The 13,216-nt window shown below is 72.2% G+C and carries 10 protein-coding genes, 1 tRNA gene and 1 pseudogene; 6 read left to right on the top strand and 6 right to left on the bottom strand.

What is annotated here, in order from left to right; translation table 11 throughout:
• Positions 1 to 79: 79 nt before the first annotated feature.
• The 3 genes from ACWIX7_RS17690 (at position 80) to ACWIX7_RS17680 (ending at position 2,019) form a co-directional block, all read left to right on the top strand.
• Positions 80 to 1,072 carry an NAD(P)/FAD-dependent oxidoreductase gene (locus tag ACWIX7_RS17690; protein ID WP_448617734.1) on the top strand — a complete coding sequence of 331 codons (993 nt, stop codon included), beginning with the start codon at positions 80 to 82 and terminating at the stop codon, positions 1,070 to 1,072.
• Positions 1,073 to 1,165: 93 nt separating this feature from the next.
• A complete protein-coding gene (locus tag ACWIX7_RS17685; protein ID WP_448617733.1) occupies positions 1,166 to 1,426 on the top strand; it encodes a hypothetical protein in 261 nt (86 codons plus the stop codon).
• Between the two features lie 143 nt (positions 1,427 to 1,569).
• Positions 1,570 to 2,019, top strand: coding sequence for a hypothetical protein (locus ACWIX7_RS17680; protein WP_448617732.1), 450 nt, complete (start codon positions 1,570 to 1,572; stop codon positions 2,017 to 2,019).
• Between the two features lie 457 nt (positions 2,020 to 2,476).
• Here the strand turns inward: ACWIX7_RS17680 and ACWIX7_RS17675 are convergent.
• Positions 2,477 to 3,117 (bottom strand): annotated as a pseudogene (locus tag ACWIX7_RS17675) (phosphorothioated DNA-binding restriction endonuclease); the annotation flags it as partial.
• 416 nt (positions 3,118 to 3,533) lie between these two features.
• Between ACWIX7_RS17675 and ACWIX7_RS17670 the strand changes: the two are divergent.
• The 3 genes from ACWIX7_RS17670 to ACWIX7_RS17660 all read left to right on the top strand — a co-directional run bounded on the left by ACWIX7_RS17670 (position 3,534) and on the right by ACWIX7_RS17660 (position 6,364).
• Positions 3,534 to 4,820, top strand: a complete 1,287-nt coding sequence (locus ACWIX7_RS17670) for a CPBP family intramembrane glutamic endopeptidase (RefSeq protein WP_448617731.1) — start codon at positions 3,534 to 3,536, stop codon at positions 4,818 to 4,820.
• A gap of 339 nt (positions 4,821 to 5,159) precedes the next feature.
• Positions 5,160 to 5,600 carry a hypothetical protein gene (locus ACWIX7_RS17665; protein WP_448617730.1) on the top strand — a complete coding sequence of 147 codons (441 nt, stop codon included), beginning with the start codon at positions 5,160 to 5,162 and terminating at the stop codon, positions 5,598 to 5,600.
• On the top strand, positions 5,597 to 6,364 hold the full coding sequence (locus ACWIX7_RS17660) for a DUF6544 family protein (RefSeq protein ID WP_448617729.1): 768 nt from the start codon (positions 5,597 to 5,599) through the stop codon (positions 6,362 to 6,364). Before ACWIX7_RS17665 ends, ACWIX7_RS17660 begins: the two co-directional genes overlap by 4 nt.
• Positions 6,365 to 6,380: 16 nt before the next feature.
• Here ACWIX7_RS17660 and ACWIX7_RS17655 read toward each other — a convergent pair whose 3' ends face one another.
• The 5 genes from ACWIX7_RS17655 to ACWIX7_RS17635 all read right to left on the bottom strand — a co-directional run bounded on the left by ACWIX7_RS17655 (position 6,381) and on the right by ACWIX7_RS17635 (position 13,055).
• Positions 6,381 to 7,262, bottom strand: coding sequence for a hypothetical protein (locus tag ACWIX7_RS17655; RefSeq protein WP_448617728.1), 882 nt, complete (start codon positions 7,260 to 7,262; stop codon positions 6,381 to 6,383).
• 194 nt (positions 7,263 to 7,456) lie between these two features.
• Positions 7,457 to 8,446 carry a 2-oxo acid dehydrogenase subunit E2 gene (locus ACWIX7_RS17650; protein WP_448617727.1) on the bottom strand — a complete coding sequence of 330 codons (990 nt, stop codon included), beginning with the start codon at positions 8,444 to 8,446 and terminating at the stop codon, positions 7,457 to 7,459.
• A 264-nt stretch (positions 8,447 to 8,710) separates the two neighbouring features.
• A tRNA-Met gene (locus ACWIX7_RS17645) sits at positions 8,711 to 8,784 on the bottom strand.
• 93 nt (positions 8,785 to 8,877) lie between these two features.
• A complete protein-coding gene (locus tag ACWIX7_RS17640; protein ID WP_448617726.1) occupies positions 8,878 to 11,829 on the bottom strand; it encodes a UPF0182 family membrane protein in 2,952 nt (983 codons plus the stop codon).
• A gap of 203 nt (positions 11,830 to 12,032) precedes the next feature.
• Positions 12,033 to 13,055, bottom strand: coding sequence for a YlbL family protein (locus tag ACWIX7_RS17635; RefSeq protein ID WP_448617725.1), 1,023 nt, complete (start codon positions 13,053 to 13,055; stop codon positions 12,033 to 12,035).
• Between the last annotated feature and the right edge of the window lie 161 nt (positions 13,056 to 13,216).

The following is a 13,216-nucleotide window of genomic DNA, read 5'->3' as shown; positions in this document are numbered from 1 at the left end:
AGCAGCGGTTCCCAGAAATGGCAACGATCGTTGTCGCCGCCGTGCCGTCGGCGAACCCTTCGGCGCGGAGGTGATCGCTATGGAGGCGAAGGTTCACGACGTGGTGGTTGTCGGCGGCGGCGCGGCCGGGCTGAGCGCGGCGCTGGTGCTCGGCCGGGCGCGGCGGCGGGTCGCGGTGGTCGACGCCGGGGCGCCGCGCAACGCGCCCGCGGCGCACATGCACGGGTTCCTGTCCCGCGACGGGATGTCGCCCGCGGATCTGCTGGCCGCCGGACGGGCCGAGATCGCACGGTACGGGGTCGAGCTCGTGGCCGCCCGGGTGGTCGGCATCGAGCCGGGCTTCGTCGTCCGCCTCGCCGGCGGCCGGGTGCTGCGCGCCCGGCGGATCCTGCTGACGACCGGGGTCCGCGACGAGCTGCCCGACATCGCCGGCGTCCGCGACCGGTGGGGCCGGGACCTGCTGCACTGCCCGTACTGCCACGGCTGGGAGGTCCGCGATCAGCCGCTCGGGGTGCTGGGCACCGGCCCGGGCGCGGTCGTGCACGCGCAGCTGATCCGCCAGTGGTCCGACGACGTGGTCTTCTTCGCCCACACCCACCAGCTGACCGTCCCCGAACGTGTCCAACTGCGGGCCCGCGGCATCCAGATCGTGGACGGCGAAGTGACCCGGCTGGTCGTGGAGGCCGACCGGCTGACCGGCGTGCGGCTGGCCGACGGCCGGAGGGTCGCGCGGACCGCGGTGTTCCTCCGCCCCGGCAACACCCCGCACGCCTACGGCCTGCTGGCCGGACTCGGCTGCCGGACCGACGAGGCCGGGTTCGTCACCGTCGACGCCACCGGCCAGACCAGCTGCTTCGGCGTCTGGGCCGCCGGCAACGTGGCCGACCCGCGCGGCCAGGTCATCGCCGCCGCCGGTGCCGGCAACACCGCCGGGATCGCCCTCAACGCCGACCTGGTCGCCGAGGACGTCGACCGCGCGGTCGACCACCACGCGGCCGGCGGCGTCTTCTCCGCCGCGACCGAAGCCCGGCTCACCGCAGCCGTACTCGGCGAGCGTCGGCACGGGCTGTAGCCGCAACCCCAGCCACAACGGCCGCCAGCGGGCCGGCCACCCGCCTGCGCCGCGGCCAGACAAGAACGCGGCTCCACCAACGAGGAGGACGACATGCTCACCGACCCCGCGCACCGCACGCCCACGCCGATCCCGCCGCCGTCGAAGCACCAGCTGGCCCTGATGATCTGGCTTGCCGTGCTGCCGACCCTCACCGTGCTCAACCTCGCGCTGCGCGGCCTGCTGGCCGGCACCCCTGTCTTACTGCGCACCGTCATCGTCGCCACGATCGCGGTCCCGATCGTGATGTACGGCCTCATGCCGCGCCTGCACCGGCTCCGCGCCCGGCTGCTGACCCGCCCACCGGCCCGGTGATGCCCGACGTGGCAGACGCCGGCGGGCGGCCGGATCACCACGCCTTTCACATCGTGTGGTGATCCGCGATCACCCCGTCCGCTCCTAGCTTCAACTCCGCCCGTGGCAGCCGCCGCGACCGCTCGAGAACGAGGGGAACCGCCATGACCATCGCGCGCACCGACCCCAACCCCGCGCTCCGCCCCGCCGCGCCAGCCGACCTGCCCACCTGGCGGCTGAACACGATGCGGATCGGCTACGCCGTCATGGGCGTCGGCCTGGCCCTGGTGAAGTGGCCGATCGTCATCGGCTACGACCAGTCCATGCCGCTGTACGAGGGAGTCGTCGCGGTCCTGCTCACCGGCATGTCGCTGCTGGCGTTCCTCGGACTGCGGTATCCGGTCCGGCTACTGCCGATCCTGCTGTTCGAGACCCTGTGGAAGGTGATCTGGCTGTCCGTCGTGGCGCTGCCCGCGGTGCTGGCCGACAAGGTGGATCAGGCGATGAGCGAGATCATCATCAACTGCTCGGTGGTCGTCATCATCGCGGCCGTCATCCCCTGGCGGTACGTCTGGCAGCAGTACGCGGTGGCGAAGGGCGATCCGTGGCGCTGACCGCCCTGGTTCCGGCCGCCACGTCGAGCGCCCGGCTCGGCCGTGTCCTGCCCGCTCAGGGGGCACGGGTTGTCCTCGGACCGGAGTTGGGCGAAGGCCGCCTCGGCGTTGAACGACCTCGTCGGCCGGGCGCCGGCGGCGTGGGCCAGCCGGGTGCGGCGTGTGCGGACGTCGCTCCCGGCGCCGTCGGGGGTCGGCACGCCACGCCCGAGCCCGACATGGCCGACGCAGAGCCGACCGCGCCGGCGCCACAGGGGACGAGGCACCGGCCCGACCCGCTGGCCTGCTACCCGCTGCACGCGCCACCGTCGGCGGCCGCGACCGCTGGGACCGCCCACGACCCCTGTGAGGTGGGCTGACCGCCGCCCGTCACGACAGGGCCACCGTCACGGTCGTCCACTGCCCCCGAAGGCCAGACTCGGCTCGCCCCGTTGCGCTTCGTACGACGCGCTGCGGGTTAGGCGACCGCGCGCGCCGGCCCTCGGAACACCTGGGCCGTGTGCCATCCACGGTGATGTCCGGCTACTCGAGCCGTCCCCGTCTGCGGCGGCAGCAGCGGCGCACCCGCCAACTGGAGAACCTGGGTCTGCGCCGACATCGTCCGCCCGACGAAGAGCTGGGACACCATGACCGTGCCGTCCCCTCCCAAGCCCAGCACGCCGCGATCGAGCAGCCGGTGGTGCAGCGCGCACAGCGCCAGCTCGTTTCGACGGTGTCCGGGGCGCCGATGTTCCACCAGCGCACGTGCGCGGCCTCCAGGCCCACGGCCTCCCCGGCGAGCCACCCGTCGAAGCCGCACATGGCACAGCGGTACTCGTGGGCCACCAGCACCGCGTCGCGGAAGGCGGGACCGCGGCGCGCCCGGCCGCCGGGACTGGCGATGGGGATCGGTGTCCCGGACTCGAGTGCCAGGCCGGTGCGGGCAGCGAGGTCGTCGCGCAGCGACGCAGGGAAGTTCGCGTCCAGCAGGGTGTGCGCCACGGTGAGGAGGAAGCAGGGGGCGGCGATCAGCGCGGCCTCGAAGGCCGACTCCAGCCGGCCCATTGCACCGGCGGCGCGCAGCTTCGTCACCGACGTGTCCAGCGCCCGGCCAGACGCACGCAGGCGGGCTCCGTTCGGACGCGCACGAGGCCGCGTTGGCAGCGTCCGTGACGCCACCGGCCGCAGAGGTTCCGACCAACGAGCGCTCAGGGCGCTGGCTCGCCGCGCAGCCCTCCCGCGGCGGCCCGATCCCAGGACCGCTGCCGCGGGTCATGGTTGCGGCCGCCATGAGTTGCGCGTGCCAATGCTCGCCATTGCCAATCGCCGTGCGATTGAGGGCATGCAACTTCTGATTGACAAGGCGCAACGATCAGCAACAGGCGCAGCTGCGCGCGTGCCATTCCCATTCAACTGCTCAACCTCCGCGGCCCAGGTGAACGGGTAGTGATGTGCCGAACTTCCCCACCCGCAGCGTGGCGCCGGTCGGTGGTCGATGCTGGCCGGTGATGAGGGCGTGGATCGCGCGGCGGCCGGTGACCGCCTATGTGCTGCTGACCGCGGCACTGACATGGTCGGTGTGGTTGCCGCTGCTGGCGCAGGCGCAGGGGTGGATCGGCGGATCCCCGCAGCCGGTGCTGCACCTGCTCGGCAGCCTCGGGCCGGCCGTCGCCGGCAGCGTTGTAACCGCGGCGCTGCACGGTCGGGCGGGCCTGCTCGACCTGGCACGCCGGATGAGGGCCTGGCGGAGGCGCCGGCGGGCGTGGCTGTTCGCGCTGGGGGTGCCGCCCGCCCTGCTCGTCCTCGCCGCCGGCGTGTCCGCGCTGGCCAGCGGGCAGTCCCTCGCCGACCTGGACTGGTCGGCGGTCGGCCGGTCCGAGGAGTTCGCCGCCCTGCCGGTCGGCGTGTACTGGCTGGCCAGCCTGGTGTTCTTCGGCTTCGGTGAGGAGATCGGCTGGCGCGGCTTCCTCCAGCCGCAGCTGGAGCGGCGCTACCCGCCGGTGCTCGCGGCCAACCTCGTGGCGATCGTGTGGGCAGCCTGGCATCTGCCGCTGTTCGGCATCACGCCCAGCTACCGGGCGATGCCCGCGATCGGGGTCATCGGGTTCGCCGCCAGCATCTGGGTCGCGTCGTGGATCTTCGCGTGGCTGAGCCGGCTGGGCCGGGGCAGCCTGCTCATCGTGGCGGTGTTCCACGCCTGGTTCGACATCGCGACCACCTCGCCGCTCGGGCCGGAGCTGCTCCCCCACCGTGATGGGCGCCGGGGTCACCCTCATCGGGCTGGTCGTACTGCACCACCTGCTGCGCACCTCGGCGGCGCCGGCCAGCCCATCGCCCGGCGACGACCGCTCGGCCGCGGCGTCTCCGCCGACCGGTCGCTGACCCCTGCGGACGACGCCAGGGGGCGAGGCAGGACTGGGGACTCAGACCTGGTCCGCGGGGTGGCCCCACTCACGGCGCATGGCGGGTGCCCATGCACGAGCGGGCTCCGGTGTGGTCGCCGGTGCGGTGGCGGTCAGGGCCTTCCGCTGAAGGCTCCCTCCGGGCGGCCGGTCCTGACCCGGCTCCCGCCGTCGGCAGCACGCCGGGCACCGGCCAGTCCGAGCGTGATGAGCAGTGCGCCGAGTGCGAGGAAGCCGAACTGCATGCTGGGGAACAGGACCCCGATCGCGGCGAGCTGCGCCAGCATCCAGGCGACCAGCAACAGCCCAACCCCCGCTGCTGCGTGGAAGCCGACCGCGCGGCGGCGAGCCAGCAGCACCACCGCGGGTAGCGGCAGCACTCCGAAGCCGAGGACGAGCAGCAGGCCGGGCACCGCGTAGTCGTCGAGCAAGGGCCACTGCAGCAGCTGGTCGGTCGTCATGCCGAGGCCGCTTCCACTCGGGTCGGTCAAGAAGCTGATGCCGCCGACCCAGCCGCCCACGAGGAGGACCAGGAGTAGCAGCATCGTGATGCGGCGCAGCGCAGGTCCCCCGTCCAGAGGTCTCATCCCGTGCCCGAGTGCCGAACCTACCGCTCAGCGGATCATCTGCGGCCGGCGGGAGGAACGGCCGGCCACCGAGGTGCCTGTTCCAGCGCTTGCTCGGCCATGTGAAGCACCCCGCATCGGGCCAGGAGATGCCCTGCCTGCGACGGGGACGGCGGCGGCTACGGTCCCTCGGATGACGGGCTCTCAGTCGCGGGCGGCGCGGCCAGGTGCGCATCGGTCGCTGCGGGCGGTAGCAGCCCTGGTGCTGGCGGGGCACGGGCTGATCCACCTGTTGGGTGTCGCGCTGCTGTGGCGGTGGGGGCAACCCGGTGGGCTGCGCTACGACGACGTGTCGCCGGCGGCCGGTTCGCTCCCCGGGATGATCGTTGGGGGCGTCTGGCTGGCGGCCACGTTGCTGTTCCTGCTGACCGCGGTCCTGCTCGTCGGGGGGCGGCCCGCGTGGCGGCCGATCGGCCTGCTCGCCGCGCTGGTGTCGATCGCGGTGCTGCTGCCGTCGGCCTCGATCGCGCTGGCCGGTCTGGTCATCGACGCCGCCGTGCTGATCGCCGTCGCCGCCGCCGTCGCTGCGTCCCACCGCAGACTGAGGCGGCTGGACGCAGGAGAAAGGCGGTGAGCCGCTCCTCGGTACCCCGCGCTGCGCGCGGCGTGCGACAGGAGTGGGACCTGCTCTGCAGCAGCACGGAGAAGCCGGGCGCCTTCGATCCCTCGATGGTCGCCGGTCTGCCGGAGCCGGCGCGCCGCTGGCTGACCCACGCGATCGCCCCCGGGACCCCTCTGTGGCAGTCGGTGGAGCTGTCCATGCGCGGACAGATCCGCCTCGGCTCCTGGCGGCCGTTCACCGCGCGCCAGGTGCTCGCCCCGCCCCGGGGCTTCATCTGGGCGGCGACCGCTCGACTCTCCGGGATCCCGGTAATCGGATTCGACCGGCTCAGCTCCGGATCAGGCCAGATGCGCTGGCGCCTGGGCGGGCTCATCCCTGTCATGTCCGCCACCGGTCCTGACATCACCCGCAGCGCCGCCGGCCGCCTGGCCGGGGAGACGGCCCTGGTACCGACCACCTTCCCCGCCGCGACCTGGACGCCCGGCTCCGACGACGACCACGTCGTCGTCACATGGCGAATCAACGGCCAGGACGAAAGCGCCGAACTCCACACCGGTCCGGACGGCCGGCTGCTCGGCGTGCTCATGCAGCGCTGGGGCAATCCCAACGGGGCACCGTTCGGGCGCTACCCGTTCGGTGTCGCCATCGAGGCCGAACAGACCTTCACCGGCGTGACCATCGGCTCAGTGCTCCACGCGGGCTGGTGGTGGGGCACGGACCGGCAGCCGGAAGGCGAGTTCTTCCGAGCCCAGATCACCGGGGCCACCTTCCGGTGAGATGCACCGACCCGGTCTAGCCGTTCCCAGCGGCGGGTGAAGCCACGCTGTCGGCAGTGGCGCCGTGCAACGTGACCGGGCCGTGGTGGATCAACCTGGGGTGAGCGAAGAGCGGGCGGTACAGCAGCGTCGTGAGGGTGGCGAAGATCACGGCGAACACGACGAATCCCCCGGCGAGACCGAGGGAGGCGTCGGGGTCGTCGTTGGCGTACATGACCACGCCCATCGCCGCCACGGCGATCGCCAGGCAGGTGTACCCGGTCAGCATCGCGTACATCGCCCGGCGGGCCCACGGCCGACCGCGCAGCACGCCGATCCCGGTAGCCAGCGCTGCCGGCACGATGATCCCCAGGTCCATCAGCTTCACCATCCAGAACGGCGTGGGGCTGGAGGCGTACTCGATCAGGCTGGACGGGTCTTGCCAGGCGGTCACCATCGGCCGCAGATGCTGGCCGAGCACCAGGAACACCGCGACCAGGATCAGGGCCGCTCCGGCAACCCGCTCGAGGCGGTGAGAGAGCACCGGCAGGTCGGCCGGGACCGCGCCCCAGGCCAGCACCACGGCAGCCTCGCCGAGGACGAACACCGCCAGCAGGAGCGGGAAGAACAGTTCCACGTTGCCCGGAAGACGCAGGTACTCCTGGCCGATGACCAGCTGGGCGAACATGTAGATTACGTAGAGCGCCGGACCGAGGGCCAGCAGCGGGGCAACCGGATGGCCCCGTAGCGCCAGCACACCGGCGACTAGCGCCAGCGGCGCGACGACGAACAGGCTCGCGGCGTCGCCGCCCATGAGCTGGTTGAGCGTCGTCGCCGACGTCCGGTACTGCATTCCACCCAGGACCAGCGGGCCGACCAGTGCGCTGGTCGCCACACCGAACCCGAGCGCGATCAGCACGACGCCGAGCGCGCGGAAGCGGCCGATGCTGCTCCGGCGCGGGGAGCCGAGTTGGTCCGCGGAACCCCCGCCCCACTCTGCCGGCGCGTCTTGGAAAGCGGATGATCGCGCGGCAGACGGCGGTGGCGTAGTGGGCTCCACGCGGCCCCACGGTAGCTGGCTGGTTCAGGACTCCTCAGCCCGTCGCCGGCCGGTCACCGGTAGCCGCCAGCATCGGGATTTCCGGCACTCGAGGAGGCGATGGACCGGCTGCGGCATGACCGGACCGGATCGATCCCCGCAGTCGGTGTCAGGAGTGAGCGAGTCCCGGCTGGACTCGCACAGTCCAAGCCGCTCGCTGCGTGTCCGAGGTCAGAGGTCCGTTCTGAGGCGTGGTGGCCATCAAGTGCCGGAGCCGAATCCGAGGTCGACGGTCGGGCACTCCATCCGGTGTCGGAGATCGGCACCGAAACGGGTGGCGGGGCACCATCGACGACGTTGTGATCGATGGTCACGGTGAGATCGAGGACGTCCCGTACGGCGATCTGGTCACCGACGACGCGGGGGCGCCGGCTCAGGCCGCCGACGACGACCGACGTCGAGGCCAGAGTGGGTGGGGCGACGGCGAAACCGCCGCCGCCGGCGAACATCCCGACGGCGGTCACCTGCACGGTGCCGGCGAGCCGGTGCGCACGCACCGAGCGGCTCATCACCGCGTACATCACAGGGAACACCCCAGGCACGCGGCCGGCGATCGGGGTCAGCCGCTGCAGCGCCCGCCCGGTAGCAGTCGAGGTCACCTCCGCCTTGACCCCGCTCAGCTCAAGGCTGATGTCGGCGACGCCGCGGATGTCGGCGTCCCGGACGACGTGCACCAGCCCGAACGGGCCCTGCGCGGTCGCCACCTCGACGAGGGTCTGCACGTCGACGTGGCGGTGTCGCACCAGCCGGCCACGCCAGTCCCGGTAGGCGTGCACCTCCGGATGCGCGGCCACGGCCCGGGCCACCGCAGCGATGACGAACGCCGTCGTCGACAGCGGCGGCTCGTGGTCGGCGAGCAGGCGGCGGGCCTCGGTGACGTCCACCTCGACCAGGCCGTGCATGGGCATGATGCGGCGGCCGGCTCGGACGGCGGCCGTGACCGCCCGTCGACTGGACGGGAAGGGCAGGACGTCCAGACCACGGGCACGAGCAGGACCACTCATGGGACGACCTTGCCGTGCCGGAGGCGTCGGCAGGGCGGGTCCGTCACCCGGTGGTCGCGCCGTGCCCGGTCCCGACCGAGGCCGTGGCGAGGACCGACCGTCGGGGACGGGGGGCGGGCTCGACGTCGAGGAGCTGCTCCGGCACCCACGCATGGACCCACGTGGTGCCGGGTCGCAGGTGACGGACCTCTCCATGCAATGGTTCGCAGACCCTTGCACAAACGACAGGGGCCCTCACAGTCACTGTGGGGCCCCTGTGCCTTGTAGCGGGGGCAGGATTCGAACCTGCGACCTCTGGGTTATGAGCCCAGCGAGCTACCGAGCTGCTCCACCCCGCGTCGGTGAGACCACTATACCCCCGTGCTCCCCCGGCGTGCAGCGAGGGCCGGCGTGGGCCCCACCACAGGGATGGCGCCCACGCCGGCCGACGCTCACCCGCCCGGTGTCGCCGCCTGGGCGGCCTGGGCCTGGGCGGTCTGGTACGCCGTGACGGCCGCCTGCAGGTCCTCGAGGGCCTGCCCCTGCCCGGCGAAGTCGCCGTTGCGCTGCGCGGTCTGCAGCGCCGCCAGGGCGTTGTTGATCGCCTCGACCGCCTGCTGCATCTCCGGCGTGCTCGGGGTCTCCGTCCCGCCGTCCGCCGGTGGGGGCGGGGTAGGCGTCGTCGGCGCATCGGGCTGGTCGGTGGTCGGGGGCGCTTCGTCGTTGTCGACGGCGGCCTCGCCCGCGCCGGCCCCGAACACCTGGTCGAGGGCCTCGGCCAGGGTGTTGGCGTACCCGACCCGGTCGCCGTAGTTGACCAGCACCTTCTGCAGCAGCGGGAAGGAGTTCTCGCCCGTGCCCTCGACGTACAGCGGCTCGACGTAGAGGAGGCCGTTGTCACCGATGGGCAGGGTGAGCAGGTTGCCGAACACCGCCCGGGACTCCGCGCTGTTGAACAGCGTGAGGTCCGGCCGCACCTGGTTGTTGGTGATGAACGACTGCTGCACCTGCTGCGGGCCCCGGAACGGCGTGTTGCCCGGCAGGGTCAGCACCTGGATCTGCCCGTAGGTGTCCGGCGCGCTGGAGGCCGACACGAACGACGACAGGTTCTCCCGGCGGAAGGCGTTGAGCGCGCTGGTCAGCTGGAAGCTCGCCTGCGGGTCGCCCGGCCGCTGGGCCAGGATGTAGTACGGCGGCTGCGGCTCCTGGGTGTCCTGCGTCGGGTCGGCCGGGACCGCCCAGCGGTCGTTCCCGCTGTAGAAGTCGCCCGGGTCGCTGACGTGGTAGCGGGTCAGGATGTCGCGCTGCAGCTTGAACAGGTCCTCCGGGTAGCGCACGTGGCTCGCCAGGTCCGGCGACATCTCCTCACGCGGCTCCACCAAGCCGGGGAAGGCCTTCATGTAGGTCTGCAGGACCGGGTCCTCGGTGTCCCACTCGTAGAGCGTGACCGTGCCGTCGTAGGCGTCGACGGTGGCCTTCACCGAGTTGCGGATGTAGTTGACCGTCTCGTTCGGCAGCGCCGTCGTCCCGGTGCCGGTCAGCGCGTCGGCGGCCACCTCCCCCAGCTCCATCTGCTCGGAGTAGGGGTAGGAGCCCGAGGTGGTGTAGCCGTCGAGGATCCACGTCACCCGGCCGTCGATCACCGCGGGGTACGGGTCGCCGTCCACGGTGAGGAAGGGCGCCGCCTTCTCCACCCGGTCCAGCGGGTCGCGGACGTAGAGAACCTTGGAGGCGTCGTTCACGGCGCTGGAGAGCAGGAAGTTCCGCTCCCGGTAGAAGATCGCGAAGGTCAGCTGCCGGAAGAAGCTGCCGATCTCGACGCCGCCCCGCCCGTCGTAGGTGTTGTTGATCTGCCCTTCGCCGTCGCTGCCCTCGGGCAGGTCGAACTCGCGCGGCTCGCCACCTTCGGGGGCGCCGACGACCGAGTAGTCCTGCATCAGCTCGCCGTAGTAGATCCGCGCGCCGTCGTCGCTGACCTCGATGGTGCCGCGGGTCGGCAGGTCCCGGGTGGTGAAGCGCGGCTCGCCGCCCTCCTGGCCGGCGACGACCTCGTTGGCCGGCGCGGCCACGAACCCGTTGCCGTGGGTGTAGACGGTGTGCCGGTTGATCCAGGTGTCCTGGTTCTCGCTGAGCCCCTGGCTGTTGAGCTCGCGGACCGCCACCACGTAGTCCTGCGTCTCGCCGTCGAGCGTGTAGCGGTCGATGTCGAGCTTCTCCGGGAAGCCGTAGACGTTGCGGATCTGCTGGCGCGCCGTGAACGTGTCCGACAGGACGTTGGGGTCCAGCAGCCGGGCGTTGGGGATCGTCTCGGTGTCGTTGCGCAGCTCGGCCAGGGCCGCGGCCGGGTCGACCTGCTCACCGGTCTCCTGCTGGGCGTACTGGACGTACTCCACGTCGGTCAGGTCGTAGGCCTCGCGGGTCGACTGGATCGCGCGGGCGATGTAGTCGGCCTCGCGCTGGTCGGCGCTGGGCCGGACGATGAACTGCTGCACGATCGCCGGGTAGGCCACGCCGATCACCAGGCTGGAGATGAGCAGCAGCACCAGCGCCGCGGCCGGCAGCCGGAAGTTCCGGACGACGATGTTGGCGAAGAACGCGATCGCGCAGACGGCGGCGGCGAAGACCAGGATCGTCTTGGCCGGCAGCAGCGCGTTGACGTCGGTGTAGCTGGCGCCGGTGAACAGGCCGCCGCGGTCGGAGTAGACCAGCGCGTAGCGGTCCAGCCAGTAGGCGACCGCCTTGAGCGCGACGAACAGCCCCAGCAGCACCGACAACTGCACCATGGCCGCGCCGGTCAGCTTCTGCCCCGGGGTCTGCAGCCGCAGGCCGCCGAACACGTAGTGCGTGAGCAGCGAGCCGATCAACGCGAGGATCACGATCGCGAAGCCGAAGCTCAGCAGCAGCCGGTAGAAGGGGTAGTCGAAGACGAAGAACGAGATGTCCAGACCGAACTGCGGGTCGCTCCGGCCGAAGTCGGTGCTGTTGCGGAACTGCAGCCAGGTCTCCCAGCTGCCCTGCGCGGTGAACCCGGCGAACAGGCCCAGCACGACGGCGACCGAGGTGAGCACCAGGGTGCGGCGCGGCTCGATCGACTGCCGGTAGCGCTCGAGGTTCTGCTGCTCCAGCGACATCGGCCGGAACGTGGGGCGGAACCGGTAGGCCAGGTAGATCGCCAGCGCGGTGAGGCCGCCGGTGGCCACCCCGGCCACGGCGAAGAGCAGGGCGCGGGTCTGCAGCTCGGTCCAGAAGACCTCGGTGAACCCGGTCTCGTCGAACCAGAGGTAGTCGACGTAGACGTTGGTGAGGGTCCCGATGGCCGTGAAGAGCACCAGCAGGACGGCGATGGCCCCGATGACCACCTTCGCGCGCCGCGACAGGGTCGGCACGGACACGGGGGGCCGCATGGCCACGAGGGTCTCCTTCAGTTGCGGTCGTGACGGAGCGCCACGGACGGTGCCGGCCACGGTCGGTCGGGCCGGCTCCGGCTCGGGCCCCCGGGCACCGATCCGGTCGACCAGACCAACGCTCGGGACCGTGCCGGGTTCCCGGACGCCCGCTCCGCCGACAGCTTCCCCCAACCGGGGACGTTCGTGTCGCCGGGGCGGCGTCAGCAGGGCTGCGGGGTCCGTCCGGCGCGGAGGTCCTCGAGCGCGGTCAGGGCCTGGTCGAGGTCGGACACCCGGGCGAGGGTGAGACCGGGCTGCGGAGCGGCGAGGGCGTCGGCGCAGTTGTCGGCCGGGACGAGGAACAGCTCCGCGCCGATCCCCTCGGCGGCGATCATCTTCAGCTGGATGCCGCCGATCGGGCCGACCTGGCCGTTGGCGTCGATCGTCCCGGTGCCGGCCACCGTCGCCCCGCCGGTCAGGTCGGTGTCCCCGACCAGGTCGAGGATGCCGAGGGTCAGCATCAGCCCGGCCGAGGGGCCACCGACGTCCTCGACGTCGATGTCGACGTCGAAGGGTGCCGCCGGCTGCTCGCGGACCAGGACACCCAGCAGCGAGCCCTCCTCGTCGTCCGCGGCCCGCGTGGTGACCGTCGCCGTCCCCGGCTGTCCCAGGCGCGTGTACGCGACCGGCACCGTCGTGCCACCAGGGATGGCCTGCAGGACGGCGTCCAGCGTGGCGAGGTCGGGCGTCGGCCGGCCGCCGACGCTCTCGATCGCATCCCCCTCCTGGAGCTCCCCCTCGGCCGGTGAGTCGTCGGACAGCCCCCGCACGACCACCTTCACGGGGTAGCCGAGCTCGGCCAGCGCTGCGACCTCGGCCGCCTCCTCCGAGGTGAGGAAGGCCTGCCGGTTGGCGTCGCGGGTCTCCTGCTCGCTGCGTCCCGGCGGGTAGACGGTCTCCTCGGGGACGACGCTGACCTCGCCGTCGAACCACCCCTGCACCGCCTCGACCAGGCTGAGCCCGGCCCGGCTGACGCCGACGGTGGTGAGGATGAGCTCCCCCTCGGCCTCGTTCCGCTCGCGTCCCGCCACGCTGATGATCGGCTCGCCGTCGACCTCGCCCAGCGTGTTGAACGTGGGCCCGGGGACCTGCGCGACGTAGGGCACCGGCACCGCCGCGCCGAGCACGCCGAACACCACCAGCAGCACCACACCGACGCTGAGGACGGCCATCCGACGGGTCACGACCGGCGAGCTTAGATAACGGACCTCCCTGCCCCCACGCCTCGCACGCTCGGCGCGGGACCCTGCAGGCAGGCCGCTCGCCCCCCCGCCACTGGCGAGTTCGCGGCGGGGCCCTGCAGGGAGACCGGTGGTGTCCGGGACGGGCCGCCCGTCCGCTGCCA

Source organism: Geodermatophilus sp. URMC 65, from assembly GCF_053502545.1.
The sequence above is the reverse complement of the archived record's forward strand: the minus strand, read 5'-3'. Positions and strand labels throughout refer to the sequence as shown.

What these genes read in the sequence shown, in the direction of transcription:
- ACWIX7_RS17690 (WP_448617734.1), top strand. Translation starts at nt 80, where the DNA reads ATGGAGGCGAAGGTTCACGACGTGGTGGTTGTCGGCGGCGGCGCGGCC.
- ACWIX7_RS17685 (WP_448617733.1), top strand. Translation starts at nt 1,166, where the DNA reads ATGCTCACCGACCCCGCGCACCGCACGCCCACGCCGATCCCGCCGCCG.
- ACWIX7_RS17680 (WP_448617732.1), top strand. Translation starts at nt 1,570, where the DNA reads ATGACCATCGCGCGCACCGACCCCAACCCCGCGCTCCGCCCCGCCGCG.
- ACWIX7_RS17665 (WP_448617730.1), top strand. Translation starts at nt 5,160, where the DNA reads ATGACGGGCTCTCAGTCGCGGGCGGCGCGGCCAGGTGCGCATCGGTCG.
- ACWIX7_RS17650 (WP_448617727.1), bottom strand. Translation starts at nt 8,446, where the DNA reads ATGAGTGGTCCTGCTCGTGCCCGTGGTCTGGACGTCCTGCCCTTCCCG.
- ACWIX7_RS17640 (WP_448617726.1), bottom strand. Translation starts at nt 11,829, where the DNA reads ATGCGGCCCCCCGTGTCCGTGCCGACCCTGTCGCGGCGCGCGAAGGTG.